Origin of the sequence: Paenibacillus barengoltzii G22 (assembly GCF_000403375.2) — a bacterium.
Taxonomy (GTDB): Bacteria; Bacillota; Bacilli; order Paenibacillales; family Paenibacillaceae; genus Fontibacillus; species Fontibacillus barengoltzii.
The window spans coordinates 1,066,654-1,091,257 of sequence record NZ_KE159652.1; the positions used below are offsets into that span (position 1 = coordinate 1,066,654).

The window sequence follows — 24,604 nt, forward strand, 5'->3', positions numbered from 1 at the left end:
TGAACTATCAGTACATAAAACGCTGCTGAAAACGAATCCGGTCAAACTGCTCCTCGGACGACAAAGGAACCTCCTTGCCGATCCGCACCATCAGGCAGTTGGCCGGATGGGAGCAAATTTCCGGGTCGTCAGTGGCATACCAGACCATGTCGACCGTCTTCATCAGCCGCTCCATCATGCTGCGGTATTCCCATACGGATAGCCCGCTCTTTTTCAAATCCCAGTGCCAATAATATTCAGTCGTAAAAACGATGTATTTCTCCATCTGCTCGTCTTCGAATGCAGTGCGGATCATTTTCGATCCGATTCCGAGCGACCGATAGTCATCGGCCACTTCGATCGCTCCCAGCTCGATGAGGTCAGGCATATTGCCCTGGGACCACCTCTCCATCTCGTCGGGATAGTGAAAGGTGACGTATCCTACAATGGTTGAATCCTCCCGGGCTAGGATAATCCGTCCCTCTGGAAGTCCGGCAATTTCCACCAGCGCGGCATGTTGATCAGCAGGCTTGCGGAATGCGTCCAGATCGGGATGCATGGTTAAGGTTTGAAGATGGGAAGGGGATACGGGTCCTTCCACAACAATTTCACGTTGCTGATGGGGCAGGGTGTGGCGGATATACGTTTTTTTATGCTCCATGGAACCGCCTCCTTTGCTCGTTCCCCTCACTTATAACAGAAAAAAGAAAAAATGAAAAGTGTAGCCTGTGTGTAAAAACGTGTGCTATAATGTTCTCCGACATAAAATTTTCACATTTTCAGTCCGCTCGTGTGATCGTTGTCCTCGTAAATCGCCTCAGTTGTTTAAGTTCTGTCGTTGCTTTTTCGATCAAAACGGATGCCCACACCCATGACGCTAAACAAAGCTTTCAACTTACGTTGCTATGTATCCGTTTTCATAAACTTTGATCTATTGCTTGGAGATTTCCAAAGATTAAGGGAGGATGAAACGATGAGTCAACTGCAAGGGGAAGTCATTTCATCGGGCGTTCCGTCGTCCAATATGGGCAACTACGAAGAGGCGTATAAGAACTTTAAGTGGGAGGATGTCGAGAAGAAGTTCTCCTGGTACGTCACTGGCAAAGTCAACATGGCGTACGAGGCGATCGACCGCCATGTCGATGCGGGCAAGGGCTCGCGCACGGCGCTGTTGTTCAGTGATCCGACGCGTGAGGAGTCGTACACGTACGAGGACATGCAAGGGCTGACCAACCGGTTTGCCAACGTGCTGCGCAAATACGGAATCACAAAAGGGGATCGGGTCTTCGTCTTTATGCCGCGGACGCCGGAGCTCTATGTGAGTGTATTGGGCACGCTGAAAGTTGGTGCGGTGGTTGGGCCGTTGTTTGAGGCGTTTATGGAAACGGCGGTTAAGGATCGCTTGGAGGACAGCGGTGCGGTTGCGCTGGTCACGACGCCGGCGTTGCTGCCGCGGGTGAAGCGCGAAGAGCTGCCAACGCTGCGGACGATCATCGTTGTAGGCGACGATGTGAAGGCCGGGGACGGTATCGTTAATTATAAGGCGGAGATGGAAGCCGCATCCCCTGAGGCCGAGATCGAGTGGGTGAACCGCGAAGATGGCCTGATTTTGCATTATACATCGGGTTCAACTGGCAAACCCAAAGGGGTTTACCATGTGCATAATGCCATGATTCAGCATTATCATACTGGCCATGTCGTGCTGGACCTGAAGGAAGACGACATTTATTGGTGTACGGCGGACCCGGGATGGGTAACTGGCACCTCTTATGGGATTTTTGCCCCGTGGCTGCATGGGGTGACCAACGTTGTGCGCGGCGGTCGCTTCAGCCCGGCAGATTGGTACGAAACGATTCAGAAGTACAAAGTCACCGTGTGGTATAGCGCGCCTACGGCATTCCGGATGCTGATGGGAGCTGGACAGGATATCATTAAGCAATATGATCTGTCGTCGTTGCGCCATGTGTTGTCGGTGGGTGAGCCGCTAAATCCAGAGGTTGTTCGTTGGGGGATGAAGGTGTATAACCGCCGCATCCATGACACCTGGTGGATGACGGAAACGGGCGGCCAGCTCATCTGTAATTACCCGTCGATGCCGATCAAACCGGGATCGATGGGCAGACCAGTGCCTGGCATTCAAGCGGCGATTATTGACGATAACGGGAAGGAGCTGCCGCCGTACCGGATGGGGAACCTGGCGATTCGCACCCCGTGGCCGTCGGTGATGCGGCTGATTTGGAACAACGCGCCGAAGTACGAGGAGTATTTCCGCATCCCGGGCTGGTACATTTCCGGCGATACGGCCTATATGGACGAGGACGGATACTTCTGGTTCCAGGGTCGGATCGACGACGTGATCAACTCCTCCGGCGAACGGATTGGTCCGTTTGAGGTCGAGAGCAAGCTCGTCGAGCATCCGGCTGTTGCAGAAGCAGGGGTGATCGGGAAGCCGGATCCGGTGCGTGGAGAGATCATCAAGGCGTTTATTTCGCTGCGCGAGGGCTTCACGCCGTCCGAGGAGCTGAAGGCGGAAATCGCCAGGTTCGTCAAGGAAGGACTGTCCGCCCACGCCGCTCCGCGTGAAATCGAGTTCAAAGACAAACTGCCGAAGACCCGCTCCGGCAAAATCATGCGCCGTGTGCTTAAAGCCTGGGAGCTCAACCTCCCAGCCGGCGATTTGTCGACGATCGAGGATTAAGGTATTTGGAATAGATAGGAATATCCCTTCAAGCTGAGGCTTGAGGGGATTTTTTTGGTTAAGGTGGGGGAGGGATCGGCCGTTAGGTTTGGGAGCGGGTTGAGTCTGGACTGAATTGGACTGGTCTTGTCTGTCCCGGGCTCGGTTTGGCTTGAACTGGTCTAGTCCGGTTCGGTCTGGTCCGGTCCGGGAGCACACCCTCTTCCGCCAAAACGGAATTCTATATGAAAAATCAAGTATATTCTCAGGAATCCGGCGAATTTAACCAATTCTATATGAAATTTCATATAGAATCACCCTCCTGAAGCCCAAAGCTTGAGATTCTATATGAAAAATCGAGTATATTGCCGCCAAACGGGGGGATGCCACCAAATATACTCGAAAAATCATATATATTTCAACGGACAACGGAGTTCTGGCTGAAAACTAATCCCACACAAAAAAGCAGCAGGCACACACCTGCTGCTTTTTCGCTATTTACTATACTGCACCGGCGCCGACGGCGGGGATTCACCCAGCACGTTGACGGCGGTGACTTGGATCCAGACGGAGCTGGAGTCGGTCTTGAACGAGAAGTGCGGGTCCGAGGTGGAGCCGACCTTCGTGTAGGTGCCGCCTTGGGCATCGGACACGTAGACGTTGTAGCTCGTCACCAGGTCAAGGGGACCGTTCGCATCCCAGCTCACCGTGAATCCGCGGTCGTCCTGCTTCACGCTCACGTTAGCTGGCGATGAAGGTAATGGACCGTTGTTGCCATTGTCGCCAATGATACCGCCGTCGCTGCCGCCTGGCATTTCACCATGCGTATCCGGCGTCGAACCGTCGCCCGGGAATACGCCGCCGCCAAAGACGTTAACGATCGCGCTTGGCGCCGATTCCTTGCCGGCCACATCAACGGCCGTGACGTAGTACGCGGTGGTGAAGCCAACGGATCGATCGTCGGTAATTACCGCCGGATCTCCAACCAGTGCGGCTTTCCCAGTATACTGGAACGTCACGCCGTCATCCGCGCGGTACAAACGGTAACCGACGACGTCTTTTTCCGTATTTTCATTAAACGTGATCGTCGCTGCTCCACTGCCTGCAGACAAGGCAACATTCGCCGGAGGCGCTGGTGCCTGACCATCGTCGACACGAGGATCTGGCTTGTAAGGCGCATCCTCCCCGGCATCCTTCGGCAAGTAGAAGCTCAGCGGTTTGTGACTGCCGGACATTCCGGCGAACGCCTGCTCCAGTTGTTCCTTGAGCACTTCGATCGGCGTCTCGCGCTTCACGACAACTTTCTCACGAAGCATATCCGAAGGCGTTGTTTCGAGCGGCACGTAGTTGATGCCTTCGTATGTCACGTACTTGGCGCGAATCAATACGTCGTCCGGTTCGGTTGGCACATATTTCGCATTAAAAATATCCGTAACCAGCTTCCCGGCCTGTTGGGTCAACTGGGTAGGCAACTTCCCGCTGTAGCCGGAAACTGTCTTCTTCACGATGCCGTCCGGCTTCGTGAACGCTTCGGTCGTAAACAATTCCGGTCTGCTATCGGTAACCTCGTTCATCACGAGCGCCCAAATTTTGCGCGCCCGGGATTTGCCGGCCTCCGACAGCGTGTTCACCGGTTCGCGATACCCGATCCATACGCCCAGCGTGACGTCCGGCGAGTAACCCATGAACCAGACGTCGGCATAGTTTTGTGTGGTTCCGGTTTTGCCGACAACCGGGATTTTGCCATATTTCTTGAAGTCACTCTTGATCGATTTGCCGGTGCCGTCCGTGATAACGGTGCGAAGCATATCGGTCATCAGGTAAGCCGTTTGCTCGGAGAAGACTCGCTCCGGCTTCACCTCATGTTTGTAGACGATGTTGCCTTTCGCATCGGTAATCTTCTCTATCATATATGCGTCGGTAAACTGCCCCCCGTTAGCGATAGAACTGTACGCATTGGTCAGTTCTTCAACGGTGACGCCATACTTCAAGCCGCCAAGTACACCGGTTTGCGCATGGTAATCCTCTTCTTCCAATGTGGTGATGCCCAGCTTCTTGGCAAAGTCCCAAGCTTTGTCGATGCCCACGATATTGTTGAAAACTTTAAGCGCTGGGATATTCCGCGATTCATTCAAAGCGGTCCGCGCGGTCACCAGCCCTTTATAGCCGCCGCTGGAGTTCACCGGGATGTGGAAGCCTTTTTGGTAGTCCTTCAAAATAATCGGCGAATCATCAATGATCGATGCGGGCTGAACTAACCCTTCTTCAAGCGCCGGTAAATAAGCGGCGATCGGCTTCATCGTAGAGCCGGGTTGCCGTTTCATTTGCGTTGCATAGTTCATTTGCTCCGTATAGAAGTCGCGGCCTTCGATCATGCCAAGGATTGCGCCGGTCTTGTTATCGATCATCATCGAGGCGACCTGCTCCAGCCCCTTCTTCTCACTGTACGGAGAGAAATTGTCCGCGTTCTCCGATACCTTGTGCATAGCGTTGTAGACCTTCTTGTCGATGGTCGTGTACACTCGGTATCCCCCGGTCAGCAACTCCTGCCGAGCTTCCTCGAGGATGGCGGAGTTGGCGGCAATCTCTTCTTTGGTCATCTCCGGATTGTTGAGCATCGCCAGGACAATGGCACCTTGACGTTCCGTCTCCAGCATCAGATACGGGAACGTGTCATACGCCTTCTTCGTTGGCTTGGCCAGCGATCCTTTGATATCGAAGGCCATCGCTTCATCGTATTGCGCTTGCGTGATTTTGTTCTCCTCAAGCATACGTTGCAGCACCAGCTGCTGGCGTTTGACCGCCCGCCCGAACGCCTCCTCGTTAAACTCCCCTTTGCCGTTAAAAGCGGAATAGGTAGAGGGAAGCTGAGGCAGACCCGCCAAATAGGCCGCTTGGGCGATATTCAAGTCCGACAGATTGCTGACGTTGAAGAGCCCTTTGGCCGCGGCTTTAATGCCGTAAACCTGATACCCGTTCGAACCGTTGCCGAAGGGAACCTTATTCAAATAAGCTGTAATGATTTCTTCCTTGGATAAAAAACGCTCCAACCGAAGTGCGAGCAGCATTTCCTTAATCTTCCGGTCTTCGGTCTTATCCAGGTTCAGGAACACGCGCCGCGCCAGCTGCTGAGTCAGCGTACTGCCGCCGGTCTGCACGTCCTCTTTGAGCACCCGTTGCTTCACCGCCCGCAACGTCCCCTTAAAGTCGATCCCAATATGTTCTTCAAAGTGATTGTCCTCGATAGCGATTACAGCATCGATCACGATTTGCGGGATTTCTTTATAGGTGACAGGACGGCGATCCTCTTCCGATCGCAGCTGGCCGATCGGCTGGCCGTCACGGAAATAGGCGAAGCCGGTCATTTCATTATGATTGATTTTTGCTTCAATGTCGGCACGCGACCGCACCGGATCGTCCTTAACGATGGAGGATACGTATCCGAATACGGCTCCACCGGCAAACAGAGCGCCGGCAAATCCAAACAGAACGAGCCAACCCACAATCGCCCAGGCTAATCTGCCTTTTTTGCGCTTCCGGGCGGGTTTTGCGGTTTTTTCGCTCCGTTTATTGCGCCGCAGCTTGCCGGAGTTTTTGTCGTTCTCATGATCCATGCATGATCCTCCTTTATAAACAGCAACATTATAGCATAAAAAAGGGGATTTGGATGTTTTTTCAGCGTATTTTGGCGTGTGACGAATCCGACTTCCTGCTTATGACCTAGCTTTCGTAGATTTGACTTAGGGAATGCATCTATGTTATATAATATTTTAAATTGCAAATCGACAAAGGCTTAGAAAGACTCAGTAGAAGGCGGATTCCCGCTGCTCAGAGAATCGGTGGTTGCTGCGAACCGATGAGCGGATCGCTTTTGAATTACCGTCTGGAGCCGTCCGGGGGAACGCGCGTCAAGATGCGCTAGTAGTCCGGTACCGGGATATCCCGTTATGTGAATGAAGTGAAAACCGTCATCGGTACGTCTGGCAATTTGCTGCAGGAACCGCAAGCGGTTTTAATTAGGGTGGTAACGCGAGTGCTCCTTCTCGTCCCTTGGGATGAGAAGGAGCTTTTTTGCGTTTAGATTTCTTAAGCAGGTCTAATGAATATGGAGGTAAGAAGAGCAATGAAATGGGAAGAATTAAGCGCGGCCCAGCAGGCCGAGGTGGAACGCCAGCTTCAGGTAATTTCCCGCGGTGTCGTGGAGATCGTGCCGGAGGATGAATTGAAGCAAAAAGTCATCAAGTCAGTTGTAACCGGCAAGCCGCTCAAAGTAAAGCTGGGGTTGGACCCGTCCGCACCGGATATTCATATCGGTCACACGGTGGTGATGCAGAAGCTGCGGCAGTTTCAGGAGCTGGGCCATCAGGTGCAGTTGATCATCGGCGATTTTACGGGACGGATCGGCGACCCGACCGGTAAATCGGAAACTCGCAAGCAATTATCCGAAGAAGACGTGCAACGGAATGCGGAAACGTACCGGAAGCAAATTTTTAAAATTCTGGACCCGGAAAAAACGCAAGTCAACTTTAACTCGGAGTGGCTTGCACCGATGACGTTTGCCGACGTCGTGAAGCTGTCCGCAAAGGTAACCGTGGCACGTATGCTGGAACGCGACGATTTTACGAAACGGTATACAAGCGGTCAGCCGATCAGCATCCATGAGTTTTTCTACCCGCTGATGCAAGGCATGGATTCGGTGGCGCTGGAGAGCGATATCGAGCTGGGGGGAACGGACCAGAAGTTTAACCTGCTCATGGGCCGGACGCTGCAGAAGGAATATGGCAAAGACACGCAAGTGGCCATCATGACTCCAATCATCGAAGGCTTGGACGGCGTGCAGAAGATGAGTAAGAGCCTTGGCAACTACATCGGTATTGATGAAGCGCCAAACGAAATCTACGGTAAAGCGATGTCCGTGCCGGACGAGCTGATGACGAAGTACTTTGAGTTGGTGACTGACCTGTCTCTCGAAGAGCTGGCAGAGCTTACGGAAGGTCTTAAATCGGGGGCCGTGCATCCACGCGATGCCAAGATGAAACTGGCTCATACGCTTGTCCGGATGTACCATGGTCAGGAAGCCGCCGATGCGGCGCAAGAGCATTTCGTCACTGTGTTCCAGCAACGGGCGCTGCCGGAAGATATTGAAGAGAAAGAAATTCCTGCTGCTGAACTGGACAATGGTAAAATCCGTTTGATCAAGCTGCTGACACTGATCGGATTCGCTGCCTCCAATGGGGAAGCAAGACGCAGCATCCAGCAGGGCGCGGTGAAGCTGAACGAAGCGAAGATCAGCGACCCGAATGCCGAAGTCGAGTTGACGGGCGGCGAGATCATCCAGGTTGGCAAGCGTAAATTCGCGAAGCTTCAAATAATATAATCGGATATTCACAAAGCCGGAATGGAATTGAGGATCTGACTTTATATAAAGATCCTTCTCCGATATTTGCGTACAAACATCAATAATCACAGTTAAAAGAGGAACGGAACTTTTCCTGTTCCTCTTTGGAAAGGATCTGCTATGACCGATTGTATACTTTGCGAAGTTATAAATTCGCGGGATGCCGTTGTTTTACACGAGTCCAAGTATTCTCTATGCATATTCGATCTGTATCCGGCCACGAAGGGACATTTGTTGATTTTACCAAAGCAACATATTGAGCAGCTTCATCTGATCGACGATGTTAATCTTCAAAACGATTTGTTTGATATGTTAGTTACGGTATGTAGGTGGCTTGAGGAGAGTCATTTTTGTATGGCTTACAACATAGTTCAAAGTAATGGTCCGCTAGCTGACCAAGATATCCGACATGTTCATTTTCACGTCATTCCACGGTATGAAGATGATGGAATCGTGATCGCTCTTAATGAACATACCGAACGAGCGGATCGGGAAACCTTGCAAGCGATTTGCTCGATTATCAAACTTGGAAACATACAGAAATAAATAAAACCGACCCAAGTCGTTATCGACTTGGGTCGGTTTGCTTATACGAATCTTAACGGTTGTAGAATTCGACGATTTGCTTCTCGTCGATGTCTTGCGACAGCTCGGAACGTTCTGGCAAACGGATGTATTTGCCTTCCAGCGTCGTGTCGTTGAATTCCAGGTAAGCTGGAAGATGTGTGCGGTTCTCCAGAGCTTCCTTCACGGAAGAGAGACCGCGGCTTCTTTCACGCAGGCCGATAACGTCGCCAACGTTAACGCGGTAAGAAGCGATGTCTACTTTCTTGCCGTTAACCGTTACGTGACCGTGGGATACGAGCTGACGTGCACCTGCACGAGAGTTCGCGAAGCCCAGACGGTAAACCAGGTTGTCCAAACGGCTTTCAAGCAAGATCATGAACGTTTCGCCCGCGATACCAGGCATGTGCTGCGCTTTCTCGAACAGGGTGCGGAATTGCTTCTCACCCAAACCGTACATGTGGCGCAGTTTTTGCTTCTCGAGCAATTGTGCTCCGTAGTTACTTACTTTTCTGCGTTGGTTAGGACCGTGTTGCCCCGGAGGGAACGGACGCTTCAAATCTTTGCCAGTGCCGCTCAAGGAAATGCCAAGACGGCGGCTGAGTTTAAATTTAGGACCAGTGTAACGTGCCATTGTATAGGTAGACTCCTTTGTTAGTTAAATTTCGTCTAGGGTTCTACTTGCGCGGGTTTTGTTTGGTTGAGCGAAGGATAGATCATGATACGCTCCCTGACAGGAAAGTTCAGCCGCTGTCCCGTCAGCAACAAAAACCGAGAGGGTGCTCGCATGCGTTACGCCCTAAGTAAGACTCTATCCAGTCTTCATCAACAATATATATTATATGAATTGGGGTTATAAAGTCAATAAGTGATTTTGTTGAGATGGGCTGATTTTTGTCGATAGGGCTTTAGTCCCAAAAAAATGCCTTGAACCGCAGGATTTATAATGCAAAACCCTAAATAAGGTAGTAAAATAGAGATATCAGATCGGATACGGCGGAGATGGACAAGCTTGAACTCCAGAGGGCAAGAGCTTGTCCGTTTAATATTTATTGCAGTCGAGAGGTACAATTCCAACGTAACATATAAAGGAGCATTTTTATGGCCGATCAATCCTTGGGTCAGCCGATGCTGAACCTGAACAACGTTTCCGGCCTGCCGCGGCTTGATGATCTTAACGAACATACAGATTGGTTGCGGCAGCTCGATATTACCGTCCACGATTTTCCTTATATTGATTCTATATTAAAACAGGCCTTCGCAGAATGGCGCAAGCAGATTTCCGATATGCCGGAACTCGGCGAGGTCGATGTCTTCCTTGCCGGCAGCTGCGGCGAGAAGCTGCTAATCGATTCACTAAACCCGCGGCAGCTGCTGGAACGTTCCTGGCCTAGCGGAATGGAAGAGGTCATCAAGGAGAGCCTGTGTGAACGCAAAGCCATCGCAGTCCAGAAAGCCGACGGCGTTTATGCGGCAGTACCGGTGCATACGCGCATTCATGGCGAGTTGTTTGCGATGATTGGCTGTCTCATGCGTGAGAGCTGTACATCAGAGGCGCTCTTGTTTGCCAAGATGACAGCTCGGCTGTATCAAACTTGTTTTTATCGTTGCTTTGAGGGCATGTTCATTACGGATTTGGTGCGCATCCAACAGCAAGCCAAACGGGAGGAGCAGCGCCGTTCCAAGCTGTTTCAAATGGTGCAGAAGCTTCATGATAAGATCGACGTAGATTCGGTGCTGACCGAGGTGTTCGAGCGGGTGTCCAACATGTATCCGAATGCCCGTCTGGAGTTGCTGATGTCCCAGGACCATGTAAGCTTCGATCCGCGAGTTAAATCATTTCAATTGCTTGGACAAGGCGATGAACTGCTCGTGAGGGCATTCATGGAGGGGCGCATGCAAACTAGGAACATCATAGACTCAACGGGAGATGGCGAGAGCAGTTTGGAAATCGCCGTACCTCTCAGCGGAAAACAAGGGGTGTACGGGGTTTTCCATTTGCAAATCGAACGGGAAGAGATCGATGATGTGGATTTACAGCTGATCAGCATGTTGGCCGATACGGCCGGCACTGCATTTGAGAATGCGAAGCTGTATGAACAGTCAAACTTGCTAATTAACGAGCTGAGGTTGATTAACGAACTAACGAAACGACTGAATCAAAGTTTGCGGCTCAAGGAAGTATTCCAATTTGCAACCGAAGAGCTTCTATCGATCTTCCAAGCGGAATATTGCTGCATTTCTCAAGTCAACAAACATACAGAAACGTTTGAGATTATGTCTTGCAACGTGCCGGGGCTGTCGAAAGAGCATTTTTCGATGACCTATGGATTCAGCGGGCTGGTCTATTCCACGCAGGAACCGATCATCTTGTCGGACTTCCAAGCCTACGGGAAGGTAACCTCAAGATTTATGGAGGAGACGAACTCCCGCTCGCTGATCACTGCACCTTTATTCGTCCGGGGTGAAGTGATCGGGGTCATTATGCTGGCTCACCGCAAGCCACGCTTCTTCTCCTATGATAATTATAAGCTGCTGCAGGTCCTATCCTCCCATATCGGGCTGGCCATTGCCAACGCGTCGTTGCATGCGGAGGTACGCCGGATGGCGAATCGGGATATGCTGACGGGGCTTTATGCCCGCCATTATGTTGATGATGCGATTAAGGAATTTCAGAAAAGAGACGCGAACGGTTCCTTAATCATCGTAGATATCGATCAGTTTAAGCAGGTCAATGACACGTTTGGGCACCAAACTGGGGACAAAATCCTGAAGCAGGTGTGCTCCATCGTCAAGAACTCGATCCGCAAGACCGATATCGCCGCCCGTTGGGGGGGCGAAGAGTTGGCCGTGTACCTGCCCGGTGCGAGCGCAGAGAACAGCTACGAAATCGCAGAAACGATCCGGTTGCGTGTCGCGATGGATACCGATCCGCCGGTGACCGTCTCATGCGGGATCGCTGAGTGGGGAAAAGACGATGAGAAGCTTAGTGTGGAGTCACTGTTCTATGTGGCGGATATGGCACTGTATAAAGCGAAGAACAATGGGCGGAACCAGACGCAAATCGGCTCCAGAGAAGACGCCCCTTCCTTGTAAATGGTGTAATTGGTAGAGAACGCTCTACGCCGGATTTATGGACGGCGGGAGCGTTCTTTTTTGGATCATCGGACGAACCTGCGAATAGAGCGACCGTCCCCGTGGCAGGATACTGCTAGAACTAGCATAAGGAATGCTCCGGTGGAGAACCGGTTTATTTTTTCAGGCGGGGGCTTGCGTATGAAGGGGATATCACGGAGATGGCCTACGTATAAATATCGGTTAGGGAAGGTCATCGGCGGCCTGCTAGTTACGGTAATCCTGGCGTCATGCGGGATCAACGAAGCGAGAACGCCGGAGCAGTGGTTTGACTTCACCTGGTCCGGACTGGCGGGCTGTGATACGTTGACCTTTCGCGGCTTAGCCGCCCTGCAGCGTGGAAATGGGCAAGGGCTGGAGGAGAGCTTCAGTTATACGGGACGTCTTCAAGAGCATAAAGAATTAAGTATCCGAGGCGAACCTGTGAGTCAACGGGGAGGTCACCTAGCAGGTCATCTGCAAACGGCGGGGCTCGCACAGCCGAACGGCTGGGAAGCCAAGCTCCGGTTAGAGCACGGGAACTGGCAGGTGCAATCCGATGACCACAATGCGCTGCTGCAAGGGGTGGTTCGTCTAAACCCGCTGGAACAACTAGAGGAAATCCGAATGGCCGCTAAGAAAAAGATCACTTCCGAAAGCGGCGCAGCACGAGGGACCAAGGTACTTCGAATCGAGATGGATCCGGCCGAGGCCACCATTCGGCTAAAGGATCGCTTGCTGTCGGAAATGGAGCTTATGCGTGAAGCAGGATTGGCGAAGTTAGAACAGGTGTCGGCTTCACAGCAAGAGCAGCTGCGGGATGAGTTATCGCAGATCTGGACGACGGGCAGCAAGCAGTTATCTGTCATGCTTGAGCAGATGAAAGCGACCGTCGTCTACCATTTGACGATTGATCGCAAATCGGGATTACCTTCCAGGCTGACCTCAGAGACCACACTAAATTACTTGTCCCCAAAAGGTGTGCCGCAGCGGGAGGTGCTGCGAACCGATAACCGGTTTGGGGGTTATCAGTAGGGGGAATGACTTCCTAGGTCAGGCTGACTTTCCGACCCTATCGTGCTACAATAAAGCAGAAGAATTAACCAATGGTTAAACCAACGGGGTGTTTGGACGGCCGGCACGGGTTGTAAATGCCAAATCCCACAACGAATATTGAGGAGAGTGTGAAGCCAGATGCGAGATCCTAGAATTCAGAAGCTGGCGGAAAACCTAGTTGGTTATTCCGTTAATGTACAACCGGGAGAGAACGTCCTGGTTGAAATGATTGGCGATGAACGCGATTTGCTGAAAGCGGTCGTGGAAGAGGTTGGTAAGAAGGGCGGGAACGCTTTCGTCGAGATTACGGACCGCGCTGTGCAACGTGCACAGTTAAAATACGCTACGGAAGACGGCATCAAAACGTGGGCAGAATACGATTTGAAACGGATGGAAATGATGGACTGTTACATCGGCATTCGTGCGGGTTCTAACGTCAACGATCTGTCCGACGTACCCGAAGATAAAATGAAGCTGTACAATTCGCTTTATTCCCACCCAGTACATAGCGAACAACGGGTAAAACGTACGAAATGGGTGGTTCTCCGTTATCCGAATGCCAGCATGGCTCAATTGGCCAATACGAGCACGGAAGCGTTCGAGGATTTCTATTTTGACGTATGTAACCTGGATTATGCCAAAATGGATCGGGCGCAAGACGCCTTGGCCGATCTGATGAACCGAACGGACAAAGTCCGGATTGTTGCCCCAGGCACCGATCTGACCTTCTCGATTAAAGATATTCCGTCGGTTAAATGCTCCGGTCAGAAAAATATTCCGGACGGGGAAGTGTATACAGCTCCGGTTCGCGATTCCGTAAACGGCACGATCAGCTACAATACAGCAACGCTGTATAACGGAATTACGTTTGAGAATATTAAATTCCGGTTTGAGAACGGTAAGATCGTTGAAGCTACAAGCAACGACACGAAACGGATGAACGAGATTCTGGATTCGGACGAAGGGGCAAGATATATCGGGGAGTTTGCGATCGGATTTAACCCTTATATTTTGCATCCGATGAAGGATATCTTGTTCGACGAGAAAATTGCGGGCAGCCTTCACTTTACCCCAGGTCAAGCTTACGAGGAGGCCGACAACGGCAACCGTTCCTCGATTCACTGGGATCTTGTGTTGATCCAGCGTCCGGACTACGGCGGCGGAGAAATTTATTTTGACGATGTGTTGATCCGCAAGGACGGCATTTTTGTGCTGCCTGAGCTGGAGGGGTTAAACCCGGAAAACCTGAAGTAATCCGAAATCCTCCTTGCTAGGAAAGCGGATTCAATGTATGATTGAAGTATGTTATTTCCAATGTTAAAGACGGAGGGATCCTATGGCCACGAACAATGAAGCGGTAGTCGAAATTGCCCAAACAGCAGGCAAGTTCACGTCTTCCATTGTGCTCCAAGCGGACAATAAGTACATTGATGTAAAAAGTATCCTCGGCCTCTTCACCACACTCGTAAATACGAAGAGCTATGAGCTCCACGTTCACGGACCGGATGCGGAAGAAGCGAAGAAAGCCGTAACCGAAGTGTTTGCCAAACACGGGTTGGACGTCAAAGTTGTTGCTGATTAATGTCAATGAGAAACACTCCCAACTTAGGTTGGGGGTGTTTTTTAATGCCTGCGAACAGCGGTGTTCAGCGGTTTTTCATAGATAGGTTAATTTAAGCAGGTTCTTGTATTGACCCTCGATTTCGTCTAATATTAAGAATAGAGATGAATGGTAGGCGATTTTGGACATAGGGGGGAAGAAGCATGACTTCATCTGAGTTGCAGGAGCAACTAAACCTGAAGGCACTTAATCTTCTGAAAGAAGATGCAGATAAAATTGAGAAGCTGATCGAAGTACAGATGGAGAACTTGGCCACACGTTATTGCCCTCTCTATGAGGAAGTGCTGGATACCCAGATGTATGGATTCTCCAGACAAGTAGATTACGCGATTCGCGTCGGACTTATTCAAGAAACGGTAGGGAGACAAATCCTCAGCAGATTGGAACGTAACTTGGCCTCGCTGTATGAAGCCATGAACAATAGACAACAGTAAGGCGTTTGCTGTTGCTGCGAAATAATACAAGCGTATGCTTCGGAAGTTGCCGAAGACATACGCTTGTTTTTGTTGTTGGAGGTTATACAAGATAAAACGAGACGCCGAGAATGATATACACTGCCAGCAGCAGCACCCCTTCAAACCAGTTGGTTTGGCCGTCCTGCGTGATGGACTTGGCGATAAACACCGAGACGCCAATCGCGGCTAGCTCGATGACGGTAAATACGATATCCATCGGGTTGCCAAACAGATGGCTGACGAAGATAAGCACAGGAGCCACGAACAAAGCGATCTGCAAGCTGGAACCTACGGCGATTTCTACAGCTGCCCCGATTTTGTTCTTCATCGCCAGCATGATGGCCGCGCTGTGCTCGGCGGCATTCCCGACAATCGCAACGACGAAGGCCCCGACGAACAACTCGCTCAGACCGAAATCGGCGGTCAGGGTGTCCAGCGTATGTACCAACCATTCGCTGACGAACGCAACCATCACAGTAGCAATCACCAGGTATATAATCGACTTCCCTTTGGACCAGGTGGGGGCATGTTCATGCGGAAGCTCTTCTGCGTCCTTCTCGCTAATATCTGCCAGATGATTCTTGTGCGTAATCATGGAGAAGATCAGCCAGAGGATATAGGCGACAATAAGTACGCCAGCGACAACCAAACTGAGCGTGGAACGATCCTCCTCATGCAGCACATGGGTTTGCAGGAAGATCGCTGGGACGAACAAGGCGATGATCGCTACAATCATCAGAGAGCCGTTCATGCCGGCTAACGTGACGTTATATTTTTGCACCTTGTGCTTTATGCCTCCGGCAAACAAGCTAAGCCCAAGCACGAGCAGCAGGTTCCCGATGATCGAACCGGTGATGCTGGCTTTCACCATGTCGAACAGCCCTTCGCGGACCAGCATGATGGCGATAATTAATTCGGCCGCATTCCCGAAGGTAGCGTTCAGGAAGCCGCCCAGCCGTTGACCTGCGTAATGCGCGACGCTCTCCGTTGCCCGGCCGAGAAAGCCCGCCACAAGGATGACGGCGATCGCGGAGATGATAAATTCAAGCGTTGCTGACCAATGCGCGTAATGACCAATGGCGCTGAGTGCAAAGAAAATCAGCAACAAAGCAGGTGAGATCAACTTTTTCATGGTACACCTCGAGTTAGTCATTTTTTGGCAAAAAACTGAACGTAACAATTTTACTCAAAATTAGACGAAAGGTCTACATTTGCTTTCATACGACTTCCGATTTACAATGAAATTAATGAGGTTGAAGGAGGAATGACCATGACCGAACAACTGCAGTTGGATAACGGGCTTATTCGGATTTCAGATGATGTTGTCGCCAAAATCGCCGGAATGGCTGCGCTGGAGACACCGGGGATCGCCGCGATGTCCGGTGGGTTGTCCGAAGGTTGGGCTAAACGGTTAAGCGGCAAAAATGTGCAAAAGGGCGTCACGGTCGAAGTCGGTCAATTGGAGGCAGCAATCGACCTGCGAATTATCGTGTTATATGAGACCCCCATCCACGAAGTTTGCCGGATGCTTCAGCAAAATGTTCGAGAAGCGGTAGAGAGCATGACAGGACTTAAAATTGTAGAAGTGAATGTAAAAGTCGAGGGCGTGGCGTTTAAGGACGATGAAATCTGATCGCCCCTTCCTTGACCTTCTGCAGCATACCTGAGTTTCGCTTTCGGCCTCGAATGACCGGATTGCTGGCATATGCTTAAGCATAAAGAAGACTACGGAGAATCCCTCCGTAGTCTTCTTTTATTATGGCTTTAGCCAGTTGAGCTCGCGAAGCGTGCGAAACAAAAAACCACCCGCTATGCGGGTGGAGGAACGAAGGTTTGACCAACTAGACCATTCCCATAAAATTGAGATGTTCAGGCTCAATAAAAGAAAGGAATGGTCTTAGATGGCAAACAAGAGCTATAGTTTAGCTCACACGAAGTGGATGTGCAAATACCATATCGTGTTCACCCCGAAGTATAGACGGAAAGAGATCTATAATCAAGTGAGGAGAGATTTGATCGAAATATTTAAGCGTCTGTGCAAATACAAGGGAGTGGAGATCATAGAAGGCCACATGATGCCGGATCATGTACACATGCTGGTAGCGATACCACCCAAAATCTCAGTATCCTCATTTATGGGGTATCTGAAGGGAAAGAGCTCACTAATGATATTCGAAAAGCATGCCACCCTAAAGTATAAATATGGAAATCGGAAATTTTGGGCGGAGGGATACTACGTAAGCACAGTGGGCTTGAATGAGGCCACTGTCGCAAAGTATATCCGCGAGCAGGAAGCACATGACCAGGCAATCGATAAACTGAGCGTCAAAGAGTATGAAGATCCATTTAGCAGAAACGGTAGCAAGAAAAAGTAAACCAGTTTAACTGGTAAGTGAAAGTGACAAAAACACTGAGCCTGAACAATTTTATTGTCAGGCTAGCGTCTTTAGGCGCAGTTTGGCAACAAGGGGTTATACCCCAAGAGCAAACCACCCGTTGGACGGGTGGTTATGATTAGCTTTAAATTATAAGCCGCGCCGGGCTTCTCTGCGCAGTTCGAACGGCGTTGGTTCGCGGATAATCACCGATTTCGTGCGCTCCTGCTTCATCGGCAGAGACGATTCACGCGAAATGCTAAGCACGATGCCCATCGAGACCATCATCACAAGCAACGAAGAGCCGCCGTAGCTGATGAAGGGCAAGGTAACACCAGTCACCGGAATCGTATTGGTGACGCCGCCGATGTTCACGAACGCCTGGATGGCGATCAAGCCCATGATCCCAACCCCAACTAACGTGCCAAAGGTGCTTTGGCAGCGCAGCGACACGAGCAGTCCGCGCCATATGAAATAAATATAAAACAGTAAGAAGATCAACGTACCGATAAATCCAAATTCTTCGCCAATGACGGAGAAAATAAAATCGTTATACGCATTCGGCAAATAATGCAGCTTCTGAATGCCTTGTCCAAATCCCGTACCGGTTAGTCCTCCATGGCCAATCGCAGTGAGCGATTGAATCAGGTTGTAGCCGGTTCCTTGCGTATCATGCCATGGGTCGAGGAAGGCTTCGATCCGGCCCATCCGGTAATCGCTGCTTGCAGCAACGGTGGGATCGGGTGGATTGATCTTGTCCCACAATGCTTCGACACCCAGCACAATGCTGGCACCTAAGATGAGCAACCCGATGGAACCGAGAATGTGCTTCAAATTCGCGCCGCCGGCGAAAATAATCAGCCCGGCGGTAGCCACAAGAATGAGACAAGAGCCAAGGTCAGGCTGGAGCATGATCAAGCCGGCGACAAAGCCAACGATGACCATGACCGGGATATACCCGGTTCTTAGATCCCGGAACCGCTCGCCTTTCTTGGAAATGAGGGCCGACAGGTACAAAATCGTCGTGATTTTAGCCAGCTCCGTTGGTTGAATCCCGAGCGTGCCGATCGTGAACCAACTCGTCGCGCCATTGATGCGTCCGCCGATAAACGGGACGAGCAGCAGCATAATGATGGCCAGGATGAACACAGGGATAAACAGCTTCTTATATTTCTCGTAGGGGATATTCATCGTCACGAACATGCCGACTAACCCGATTATGGCGAATATAATCTGCCGTTTCGTAAAATACATCGGGTCATAACCAAATTTGGCATCAACCAGCGTGATGCTGGAGCTGGAGCTGAACACCATGACGATTCCGAAACCGGCCATCAGCAAGGTTAAGATGAGCAATTGGAAATCGGGGGCTCCGCGTCTTGGTTTCTCTGTGCCTTCTTTCATCGCGTTACCGATTAGGCCTCAAGAAGTTCCTTTAATTCCGTCAACTTATGATTGGCGGTCTTCATGACCATCGCAGGAATCTCCGATTCATACTCCAAGCCGTGCGGAAAAGTGGCCCGCCCCATATAGACCGCTTCGATGGCCAGTACCGTGTCTGGACGTTCCAGTTTGCCTTCGACTACCCGCGTATTGATGCGGAGGTAATAGTCGCTGTTATTATATTCGATTTTATAATCGTATGTAGCGCGGTAATATTCCCATTGCCAACGGATGAAGCCTACCTTCTCCGCAGCTTCGTCTAAGTATGCCAAATCGCTTTGCAGTCCGTCCAATCCGGTATTTTCTACGATCATTGTAAAGAGTGCCCCCTTCAAAATATTGATCCAAAGTTCACGGTTCGATTTAAATGTGAACTTTTTTCATCAAAGTTATCACACTTATCCCCATGATATTATGTTTCCATCGGTTGTGCAAGCATGGGAAAACCTCGCAAATCGGCGCCTTTCCTTAATGTAAATCTGAACGAGTCACCCATTTTCTGCTACAATAAGCTAAACGAGATCGTGGAAAGAGGAGTGGGACGATGGAGGAGAAGCTGTTAAGCGATTTGTTTCCATCCATGGTGGAGCGGCGGCGTTATTTTCACCGCTATCCAGAGCTTTCCTTCATGGAAAAGGAGACCTCGGCGCTGATTGCCGATAAGTTACGGGAGCTGGGGATCGAAACGACCACTAATGTCGGCGGGTTTGGCCTTGTAGCCCGCATCCGGGGAGAGCTTCCTGGCAAAACGGTGGCGCTTCGGGCGGATATGGACGCACTGCCGATCCAGGACGAAAAAACATGCGAGTACGCTTCTCAGCACCCCGGCGTGATGCACGCCTGCGGTCATGACGGCCACACGGCTACGCTACTGGCACTCGCGGAATATTACAGCCGCACAAAAGCGAAGCTGCGCGGGGAGATCCGCCTAATCTTCCAGCCGGCCGAAGAGGTATGCCCGGGAGGGGCCAAGTCGATGATCGAGGAAGGTGCGCTGGACGGGGTAGACGTCATTTACGGGGTACACCTGTGGACACCGATTCCAGTCGGCACGGTAGCGAGTGCGCCGGGGCCGCTGATGGCTTCGACCGACGAGTTCTTCATCGATGTGCAGGGGCGCGGCGGGCATGGCGGCATGCCGCATAAAACGGTAGACAGCGTGGTGGCCGCTTCGGCCCTTGTGCTGCAGCTGCAAAGCGTGGTGAGCCGCTCGGTGGATCCGCTGGACCCAGCCGTGGTGACGATCGGCTCGATCCAAGGCGGGACGGCGCAGAATATCATCGCCGACCGCTGCAGATTGTCCGGTACGGTCCGCTGCTTCCGTGAGGAGACGCGGGAGCTCATCCGCGAACGGATTCATGCGTTAGCCCAGAACACGGCGGAAGCTTACGGCGCAAAGGCGCAGATCAACTATATGATGGGGTACCCAAGTTTAGTGAACGATGAAGGGGAATACGAGCGTTTTCGGAAAGTAGCTCCGGAGGTGTTCGGACTGCGGGCTGAGTTGTCGCCGAAGATCATGCCGGCGGAGGATTTTGCCTATTATTTGCAGCAAGTCCCAGGCTGCTTCATGTTTGTTGGGGCGGGCAATCCCGGCAAAGGCGCGATGTATCCGCATCATCATCCCAAATTCGATATTGACGAAGATGCGATGCTGCTGGCGGCGGGGCTGCTGGCGGCGATGGCGGAATCCTATCAGAACGACCGCGCATAATCGGATTCCCACTTTGGAACCCTATGTCCAAAGGAGGGATTTATGTTGAGAAAAGTCAGCGAGATTATGACGAAGAACGTCGTTACTGTGTCGCCGCAGGATAATGTATATGAAGTAGCGGTGAAAATGAAAGAGAACGACACGGGCTTCATTCCGGTAGTGGAAGGCGGAGATAAGCTGATTGGCGTCATCACAGACCGGGATTTGGTGATCCGCGGAATCGCCGAGAAGCGTCCCGGCTCGACGGCGGTTACCGAAGTGATGACCAAAGGGATCAAGACCGCTACCCAAGAGATGTCGGTAGACGAGGCCGCAGAACTGATGGCCGAGCAGCAAATCCGCCGGCTCCCGGTATGCGAAGGGGATCGTTTGATCGGGATCGTATCGCTTGGCGATTTGGCGGTGCGTAATATTTTTGCCGACAACGCCGGGGAAGCTCTGTCTGAAATCTCGGAGCAGGTCCATTAATGACGAAGAGGTAGGAAGCGGGAGAGGTTCGCAGCCTTGGCGGCGGACTTCTCTTTTTGCTGGTTGCAAGAGGCTGATCTAAAGGAGGGCATAACCGATGATAGAAACGGGAGCATGTATCGTTCAGCGAGATTTGACGGTGCTGCTGGAGAAGGAGCATCCCGGCTTCGAAACGGCGCGGGAACAGTTGTCCCATTATGCCGAGTTGGTGAAGAGCCCGGCTTATTATCATACATATCGAATCACTCCGCTCACCTTGTGGCATGCGGCTTCTTGCGGGATTGATGCAGACCGAGTGCTACAAGAGCTTAGGGCCATGGCCCGATATGGACTGCCGAGCGGCGCAGCTGAGGACATTCGTAACTGGATGGGAAGGTTCGGACAGTTGAAGCTGCGCCCGTTTCCGGATGAAGCGGAGCGATTGGAACTGGAGTATGTTGGAGCGGAAGAAGAGTTTCTGGAGCGTTTATCCCGACAACTGGATTTACCTGCAGGGACTTGGAATTTGGTGGATGAGCATCATCTTCTTCTTTCTGCGGCTTCGCGCGGCAGTTTAAAACGGGAGCTTGCCCGGCTAGGTTATCCTGTCGTGGACGAAGCGGGCTATCACCAAGGCCGCAATCTGAAGTTTGCGCTTCGAGAGGAACTGGAAGGAGGAAGGCCGTTTCGACTTAGACCGTACCAACAGGAAGCAGTCGCTGCATTTGCCGGTAAAGCTGGCGAAGGCGGAAGCGGGGTTGTCGTACTTCCTTGTGGGGCAGGGAAGACCGTAATAGGACTAGCTGCCATGGAACGGTTCCAGTGTGAGACACTGATTTTAACCTCCAATGTAACCTCGGTACGTCAATGGATCGCCGAAATTACTTCGAAAACGACTTTGCCGCCGGAAGCGGTTGGAGAGTATTCGGGAGAGAAAAAGCAAGTCAAGCCGGTGACGGTTTCAACCTATCAAATCTTGACTCATCGAGCTCGAAAAGAAGACGACTTCAAGCATATGTCCTTGTTCCAAGAACGGGATTGGGGACTGATTATTTACGATGAAGTTCATCTCCTTCCGGCACCGATTTTCCGTGCAACCGCTGATATTCAGGCGACCCGTCGGTTGGGGCTGACCGCCACCCTAGTTCGTGAGGACGGTTGCGAGCGGGACGTCTTCTCCTTGATCGGACCCAAACGGTATGATGTCCCGTGGAGAGCGCTGGAAGAGAGCGGTTTTATCGCCCAGGTCAATTGTCAAGAGATCCGGGTAGCGATGCCCGAACCGCAACAGAATCAATACGCCCGCGCAGAAGGGCGGGAGAAGTTTCGAATCGCCGCGGAGAACCCGTATAAGAACGAGATCGTGCGGCGCTTGCTGGACCGGCATCGAGATCGTCAGGTGCTTATTATCGGTCAATATTTAGATCAGCTGCAAAGCATCGCCGCAGAACTCCATGTTCCGCTCATAACCGGAAGTACGCCTCAGGCGGAACGAAGCCGATTGTTTCAGGCATTCCGCGAAGGGGAAATTCCGGTCCTGGCCGTATCTAAAGTAGCTAATTTTGCGGTGGATTTGCCGGATGCGTCGGTAGCGATTCAAATCTCCGGCAGCTTTGGTTCGCGTCAAGAGGAGGCGCAGCGCCTCGGTCGAATTCTGCGGCCGAAGCGAGACGGCGGCAGGGCTTATTTTTATACCCTCGTGTCGGAAAATACCCGTGAACAAGAATTTGCGCTCCGGAGGCAGTTGTTTTTGCTGGAGCAAGGTTATGAGTATGCCGTGCGGCGTGAGCAGGAGGGGGTCGAAGCATGAGCGGTCGGTCAGAAATGCCGGCGTACGAAGATTGTTTGGTAGATGAGCCGGTTCGAGGTCATTTAAACGAAGTGGAGATCGAGGCGCTCCGACTTCTGTTTCGGCGTTACGCTGGACAGCCGTTTCGGCTGGAGCAGGCGAATGCCGCCGCGGCTGGCAGCATGAGTGGGGCTGACGTTCGTGCTGCATTGCCGGCACTCCTGTGCTCCGGGGAGATCGCGGCGGTTCGCAAAGCTTGGGGAGAGAAGCTGTATTACATTCCGCTGGACCGTCAGCTAGACCTGTGGAAGACATGGGGGTATACGGAACTGCGGGAGCAGGACCCGGCGCGTGTGGAACTTGAACGAGAGGCCAAATCTGGATTGGCTTTAGATTTATTCCGCGCTTTGACTTGGATTGCGGGCAATGGATTGCGGATGACGGCGAAAGGGACTATCCATCAGAAGGAACGCAGTAAGCTGGAAGATCGAATTGTACTGAAAGCCGAAGATATCGCAGGTCTGCAGCTTAACTATCCACATCCAGACGTTTATTCTCCTGCGTTAGCGGTCGTCATGGATCTGCTGCTGGCGCTAGGATTGATCGCCAAGGAGAGGGCCGTTTGGCGGACGGATGTACCGGGAATGGCAGCATGGCTGTCCTTGGACGTCCCCGCAATGAACTTCGTCCTATTGCGCGAGATACTACAGCGCTATGTTCCGGCGGACGTCGGACTGCAGCATGTCGCATTACGACTCACGGCACCGGATTTGAAACGCGGCGTCTGGTATTCGGTGGAGGAACTGCTTGGTTCGCTCCAAGATCAGGGGTTGCTGGGAGCTGGGGGAGGCGACCTGTCGCCGGAGCGCGCTGCTTGGACCGAGGGTTGGCTTGAAGCTTTATGCGGCTTCGGCTGGATGGAGCTTGGCCGCCATCCAGAGGATGGCCTGATGTTCCGTTGGCTGATTGACCGGGAGACTTCTTCGCCTGAGGTTCTCCCTTCACCTCAGTCCTCCCCCTCGGTGAAGGAGAAGCTTATCGTGCAGCCGGATTTTGAGCTGTTGGTTCCGCCGGACGTGCCGTTTACGGTCCGGTTTGAGCTGGAGTTTTGCGCGGAACTGGCTTCGTCCGGCATGATGAGCGTATATCGTCTGACGCGTGCAGGTCTGGAGCAGGCCGGTCGGTTGGGGCGTACGCCGCAGGAGATCTTGCAGTTGCTGGAGGAGCATTCCGCCGGAGTGCCGGCGCCTGTTCGAGACAGCTTGCTCCAATGGGGGCGGGAAATCGGCCGCACGACGCTTACCGAAGTGAAGCTGCTCAGCTGTGCAGATTCGGAAGCTGCGGATCGTATTGCCGACTTGGCATCGCTGGCCGGCAAGCTGGAGCGAATTGGTCCCCTTCATTTTCTTGTAACGTCGGAGAGCGAAGCAGAAGTGATTAAGATTCTGGATAGTGAGCGATTGGCCCCGGCTCAACGGGGCACTTCTGTCCCTGATGATCCGGTGCTTCCGAAGCTTACGGAAATGGAGGTCACCCGGTCAAATGACAAGGAGCAGATCGTGCAGAAGGGGCAAGGTTGGATTTATAAAGGAGCAGATCTGCACTTTTATGAGCAGGAAACCCGCCCGCCAGATGTAGACGAGCTGTTCCCGGGTTTATCGGAGATCCCTGTCATGTGGTGGAAGGAATTACGGCGTTATCACGCTTCGACCGCTCGTGAACTGATCGAACGAGCTTTGGCCTGGTCTGCCAAGCTCATGCTGCAGATCGGCGGAGATACCGTGGTTTGCGTGCCGCTGGCCATCGTGGAGGGCGAATCGGATTGGCTTGTCAGAGTGCGGCAGGTTCCGTCATCAGCGGCTCAGGAGAAGGACATCTCAGAGAAGGAAGTGCAGCTGTCTCCCCGAGATTGGCAAGCGATTCGCCTAATTCTCCCAGCAGGCATACGCAAATGAGAGTCAAGGAAGGATGA

The 24,604-nt window shown here is 52.0% G+C and carries 20 protein-coding genes and 1 other annotated feature; of the genes, 14 read left to right on the forward strand and 6 right to left on the reverse strand.

Annotation, left to right across the window (positions count from 1 at the left end; genetic code table 11):
- Positions 1 to 7: 7 nt before the first annotated feature.
- Positions 8 to 640: a GNAT family N-acetyltransferase gene (locus C812_RS04965; protein WP_016311586.1), complete on the reverse strand. Its 633-nt coding sequence runs from the start codon at positions 638 to 640 to the stop codon at positions 8 to 10.
- Between the two features lie 312 nt (positions 641 to 952).
- Here C812_RS04965 and acsA point away from each other — a divergent pair, with 312 nt between their 5' ends.
- Positions 953 to 2,677 (forward strand): acetate--CoA ligase, encoded by a 1,725-nt coding sequence (acsA, locus tag C812_RS04970; RefSeq protein WP_016311587.1) that lies wholly within the window; start codon positions 953 to 955, stop codon positions 2,675 to 2,677.
- A 473-nt stretch (positions 2,678 to 3,150) separates the two neighbouring features.
- Here acsA and C812_RS04975 read toward each other — a convergent pair whose 3' ends face one another.
- The gene (locus C812_RS04975; RefSeq protein ID WP_016311589.1) at positions 3,151 to 6,270 is read right to left on the reverse strand and encodes a transglycosylase domain-containing protein; all 3,120 of its coding nucleotides are present in this window, start codon (positions 6,268 to 6,270) and stop codon (positions 3,151 to 3,153) included.
- 171 nt (positions 6,271 to 6,441) lie between these two features.
- Positions 6,442 to 6,710, forward strand: a binding site (T-box leader).
- A gap of 69 nt (positions 6,711 to 6,779) precedes the next feature.
- On the opposite strand from C812_RS04975, the gene tyrS reads away from it, so the two are divergent.
- Both tyrS and C812_RS04985 read left to right on the forward strand, forming a co-directional pair.
- Positions 6,780 to 8,033, forward strand: coding sequence for a tyrosine--tRNA ligase (gene tyrS / locus C812_RS04980; protein WP_016311590.1), 1,254 nt, complete (start codon positions 6,780 to 6,782; stop codon positions 8,031 to 8,033).
- Between the two features lie 141 nt (positions 8,034 to 8,174).
- Positions 8,175 to 8,600: an HIT family protein gene (locus tag C812_RS04985; RefSeq protein WP_016311591.1), complete on the forward strand. Its 426-nt coding sequence runs from the start codon at positions 8,175 to 8,177 to the stop codon at positions 8,598 to 8,600.
- A gap of 52 nt (positions 8,601 to 8,652) precedes the next feature.
- Here C812_RS04985 and rpsD read toward each other — a convergent pair whose 3' ends face one another.
- A complete protein-coding gene (gene rpsD, locus C812_RS04990) occupies positions 8,653 to 9,252 on the reverse strand; it encodes a 30S ribosomal protein S4 (protein WP_016311592.1) in 600 nt (199 codons plus the stop codon).
- Between the two features lie 467 nt (positions 9,253 to 9,719).
- Here rpsD and C812_RS04995 point away from each other — a divergent pair, with 467 nt between their 5' ends.
- From C812_RS04995 to C812_RS05015, 5 genes are all read left to right on the forward strand, one after another.
- Positions 9,720 to 11,714 (forward strand): diguanylate cyclase, encoded by a 1,995-nt coding sequence (locus C812_RS04995; RefSeq protein WP_016311593.1) that lies wholly within the window; start codon positions 9,720 to 9,722, stop codon positions 11,712 to 11,714.
- A gap of 180 nt (positions 11,715 to 11,894) precedes the next feature.
- Positions 11,895 to 12,767, forward strand: a complete 873-nt coding sequence (locus C812_RS05000; RefSeq protein ID WP_016311594.1) for a hypothetical protein — start codon at positions 11,895 to 11,897, stop codon at positions 12,765 to 12,767.
- A gap of 159 nt (positions 12,768 to 12,926) precedes the next feature.
- A complete protein-coding gene (locus C812_RS05005; RefSeq protein ID WP_016311595.1) occupies positions 12,927 to 14,042 on the forward strand; it encodes an aminopeptidase in 1,116 nt (371 codons plus the stop codon).
- 82 nt (positions 14,043 to 14,124) lie between these two features.
- Positions 14,125 to 14,370, forward strand: a complete 246-nt coding sequence (locus C812_RS05010) for an HPr family phosphocarrier protein (protein WP_009225225.1) — start codon at positions 14,125 to 14,127, stop codon at positions 14,368 to 14,370.
- Between the two features lie 182 nt (positions 14,371 to 14,552).
- Entirely contained in the window at positions 14,553 to 14,843 is a 291-nt protein-coding gene (locus tag C812_RS05015) for an Fpa/YlaN family protein (RefSeq protein WP_016311596.1), read from the forward strand.
- Between the two features lie 82 nt (positions 14,844 to 14,925).
- Here C812_RS05015 and cax read toward each other — a convergent pair whose 3' ends face one another.
- Positions 14,926 to 15,996 (reverse strand): calcium/proton exchanger, encoded by a 1,071-nt coding sequence (cax, locus tag C812_RS05020; protein ID WP_016311597.1) that lies wholly within the window; start codon positions 15,994 to 15,996, stop codon positions 14,926 to 14,928.
- A gap of 138 nt (positions 15,997 to 16,134) precedes the next feature.
- Here cax and C812_RS05025 point away from each other — a divergent pair, with 138 nt between their 5' ends.
- Together C812_RS05025 and tnpA are read left to right on the forward strand one after the other, a co-directional pair.
- Positions 16,135 to 16,497 carry an Asp23/Gls24 family envelope stress response protein gene (locus tag C812_RS05025; protein WP_016311598.1) on the forward strand — a complete coding sequence of 121 codons (363 nt, stop codon included), beginning with the start codon at positions 16,135 to 16,137 and terminating at the stop codon, positions 16,495 to 16,497.
- Positions 16,498 to 16,765: 268 nt separating this feature from the next.
- A complete protein-coding gene (gene tnpA, locus C812_RS05030) occupies positions 16,766 to 17,239 on the forward strand; it encodes an IS200/IS605 family transposase (protein WP_016311435.1) in 474 nt (157 codons plus the stop codon).
- Between the two features lie 150 nt (positions 17,240 to 17,389).
- Here the strand turns inward: tnpA and ftsW are convergent, their stop codons facing one another.
- Both ftsW and C812_RS05040 read right to left on the reverse strand, forming a co-directional pair.
- Positions 17,390 to 18,643: a putative lipid II flippase FtsW gene (gene ftsW, locus C812_RS05035; RefSeq protein ID WP_016311599.1), complete on the reverse strand. Its 1,254-nt coding sequence runs from the start codon at positions 18,641 to 18,643 to the stop codon at positions 17,390 to 17,392.
- A gap of 11 nt (positions 18,644 to 18,654) precedes the next feature.
- Positions 18,655 to 18,996, reverse strand: coding sequence for a YugN family protein (locus C812_RS05040; protein WP_009225230.1), 342 nt, complete (start codon positions 18,994 to 18,996; stop codon positions 18,655 to 18,657).
- A 230-nt stretch (positions 18,997 to 19,226) separates the two neighbouring features.
- On the opposite strand from C812_RS05040, the gene C812_RS05045 reads away from it, so the two are divergent.
- From C812_RS05045 to C812_RS05060, 4 genes are all read left to right on the forward strand, one after another.
- Complete coding sequence (locus C812_RS05045) at positions 19,227 to 20,396, forward strand: M20 family metallopeptidase (RefSeq protein WP_016311600.1); 1,170 nt, start codon at positions 19,227 to 19,229, stop codon at positions 20,394 to 20,396.
- 45 nt (positions 20,397 to 20,441) lie between these two features.
- Positions 20,442 to 20,864 (forward strand): CBS domain-containing protein, encoded by a 423-nt coding sequence (locus tag C812_RS05050; RefSeq protein WP_028539429.1) that lies wholly within the window; start codon positions 20,442 to 20,444, stop codon positions 20,862 to 20,864.
- Positions 20,865 to 20,961: 97 nt separating this feature from the next.
- Positions 20,962 to 22,653 carry a DNA repair helicase XPB gene (locus C812_RS05055; protein WP_016311602.1) on the forward strand — a complete coding sequence of 564 codons (1,692 nt, stop codon included), beginning with the start codon at positions 20,962 to 20,964 and terminating at the stop codon, positions 22,651 to 22,653.
- Positions 22,650 to 24,587 (forward strand): helicase-associated domain-containing protein, encoded by a 1,938-nt coding sequence (locus C812_RS05060; protein ID WP_016311603.1) that lies wholly within the window; start codon positions 22,650 to 22,652, stop codon positions 24,585 to 24,587. The genes C812_RS05055 and C812_RS05060 overlap by 4 nt, the downstream gene beginning before the upstream one ends.
- Positions 24,588 to 24,604 lie beyond the last annotated feature (17 nt).

What these genes read in the sequence shown, in the direction of transcription:
- C812_RS04965 (WP_016311586.1), bottom strand. Translation starts at nt 640, where the DNA reads ATGGAGCATAAAAAAACGTATATCCGCCACACCCTGCCCCATCAGCAA.
- acsA (WP_016311587.1), top strand. Translation starts at nt 953, where the DNA reads ATGAGTCAACTGCAAGGGGAAGTCATTTCATCGGGCGTTCCGTCGTCC.
- C812_RS04975 (WP_016311589.1), bottom strand. Translation starts at nt 6,270, where the DNA reads ATGGATCATGAGAACGACAAAAACTCCGGCAAGCTGCGGCGCAATAAA.
- tyrS (WP_016311590.1), top strand. Translation starts at nt 6,780, where the DNA reads ATGAAATGGGAAGAATTAAGCGCGGCCCAGCAGGCCGAGGTGGAACGC.
- C812_RS04985 (WP_016311591.1), top strand. Translation starts at nt 8,175, where the DNA reads ATGACCGATTGTATACTTTGCGAAGTTATAAATTCGCGGGATGCCGTT.
- rpsD (WP_016311592.1), bottom strand. Translation starts at nt 9,252, where the DNA reads ATGGCACGTTACACTGGTCCTAAATTTAAACTCAGCCGCCGTCTTGGC.
- C812_RS04995 (WP_016311593.1), top strand. Translation starts at nt 9,720, where the DNA reads ATGGCCGATCAATCCTTGGGTCAGCCGATGCTGAACCTGAACAACGTT.
- C812_RS05000 (WP_016311594.1), top strand. Translation starts at nt 11,895, where the DNA reads ATGAAGGGGATATCACGGAGATGGCCTACGTATAAATATCGGTTAGGG.
- C812_RS05005 (WP_016311595.1), top strand. Translation starts at nt 12,927, where the DNA reads ATGCGAGATCCTAGAATTCAGAAGCTGGCGGAAAACCTAGTTGGTTAT.
- C812_RS05010 (WP_009225225.1), top strand. Translation starts at nt 14,125, where the DNA reads ATGGCCACGAACAATGAAGCGGTAGTCGAAATTGCCCAAACAGCAGGC.
- C812_RS05015 (WP_016311596.1), top strand. Translation starts at nt 14,553, where the DNA reads ATGACTTCATCTGAGTTGCAGGAGCAACTAAACCTGAAGGCACTTAAT.
- cax (WP_016311597.1), bottom strand. Translation starts at nt 15,996, where the DNA reads ATGAAAAAGTTGATCTCACCTGCTTTGTTGCTGATTTTCTTTGCACTC.
- C812_RS05025 (WP_016311598.1), top strand. Translation starts at nt 16,135, where the DNA reads ATGACCGAACAACTGCAGTTGGATAACGGGCTTATTCGGATTTCAGAT.
- tnpA (WP_016311435.1), top strand. Translation starts at nt 16,766, where the DNA reads ATGGCAAACAAGAGCTATAGTTTAGCTCACACGAAGTGGATGTGCAAA.
- ftsW (WP_016311599.1), bottom strand. Translation starts at nt 18,643, where the DNA reads ATGAAAGAAGGCACAGAGAAACCAAGACGCGGAGCCCCCGATTTCCAA.
- C812_RS05040 (WP_009225230.1), bottom strand. Translation starts at nt 18,996, where the DNA reads ATGATCGTAGAAAATACCGGATTGGACGGACTGCAAAGCGATTTGGCA.
- C812_RS05045 (WP_016311600.1), top strand. Translation starts at nt 19,227, where the DNA reads ATGGAGGAGAAGCTGTTAAGCGATTTGTTTCCATCCATGGTGGAGCGG.
- C812_RS05055 (WP_016311602.1), top strand. Translation starts at nt 20,962, where the DNA reads ATGATAGAAACGGGAGCATGTATCGTTCAGCGAGATTTGACGGTGCTG.
- C812_RS05060 (WP_016311603.1), top strand. Translation starts at nt 22,650, where the DNA reads ATGAGCGGTCGGTCAGAAATGCCGGCGTACGAAGATTGTTTGGTAGAT.